The sequence below is a fragment of the Azospirillum lipoferum genome, assembly GCF_024170005.1.
GTDB classification, from domain to species: domain Bacteria; phylum Pseudomonadota; class Alphaproteobacteria; order Azospirillales; family Azospirillaceae; genus Azospirillum; species Azospirillum lipoferum.
On sequence record NZ_JALJXJ010000049.1, the window covers coordinates 1 to 1,296 of the forward strand.

Here is a 1,296-nt window from a genome sequence, read left to right on the forward strand (position 1 = left end):
TTTCCTGGAACCGGTCCACAGCATGTCCAATCCGATAAGGACATACACGCTTTCCAATCCGTCACCTCCGCCAGGCCCAGGACTATTAACCTGGTTCCCATCGACTACGCCTTTCGGCCTCGCCTTAGGGGCCGGCTCACCCTGCGTGGATTAACCTTGCGCAGGAACCCTTGGACTTTCGGCGACAGTGTTTCTCACACTGTTTGTCGCTACTCATGTCAGCATTCTCACTTCCGATACCTCCAGGCGGCCTCACGGACACCCTTCGCAGGCTTACGGAACGCTCCGCTACCACGTGATCATAAGATCACATCCGCAGCTTCGGTACACGGCTTGAGCCCCGATACATTTTCGGCGCAGGCCGGCTTAACTAGACCAGTGAGCTATTACGCTTTCTTTAAAGGATGGCTGCTTCTAAGCCAACCTCCTGGTTGTCATGGCCTTCCCACATCCTTTCCCACTTAGCCGTGATTTGGGGACCTTAGCTGGCGGTCTGGGCTGTTTCCCTCTCGACGATGGACCTTAGCACCCACCGTCTGTCTGCCGCGCTCTGCTCACGGGTATTCGGAGTTTGGTTAGGTTTGGTAAGGCTCGCGCCCCCCTAGCCCATCCAGTGCTCTACCCCCCGCGGCAATACGCGACGCGCTACCTAAATAGCTTTCGCGGAGAACCAGCTATTTCCTGATTTGATTGGCCTTTCACCCCTAGCCACAGGTCATCTCCGACTTTTTCAACAGGCGTGAGTTCGGTCCTCCAGTGCGTGTTACCGCACCTTCAACCTGCCCATGGCTAGATCATCAGGTTTCGGGTCTAAAGCATGCAACTCGGTCGCCCTATTCAGACTCGCTTTCGCTGCGCCTCCACCTACCGGCTTAAGCTCGCTGCATACTCTAAGTCGCTGACCCATTATACAAAAGGTACGCCGTCACCCCATGAAGAGGCTCCGACTGCTTGTAGGCATCCGGTTTCAGGAACTGTTTCACTCCCCTTGTCGGGGTGCTTTTCACCTTTCCCTCACGGTACTGGTGCACTATCGGTCACTGAGGAGTACTTAGGCTTGGAGGGTGGTCCCCCCATGTTCAGACAGGGTTTCACGTGCCCCGCCCTACTCGTGGATCGCTTCCGGTTTATCCGTACGGGGCTATCACCCGCTATGGCCCGACTTTCCAGACGGTTCCGGTTATGTAGAAGCAATCACTGGCCTGGTCCGCGTTCGCTCGCCACTACTAGCGGAGTCTCGGTTGATGTCCTTTCCTCCGGCTACTTAGATGTTTCAGTTCGCCGGGTTCGCTTCCC

The 1,296-nt window shown here is 56.2% G+C and carries 1 rRNA gene; it reads right to left on the reverse strand.

Annotated features, from left to right (window positions below):
• A 23S ribosomal RNA gene (locus J2848_RS35810) occupies positions 1-1,296 on the reverse strand; the annotation flags it as partial.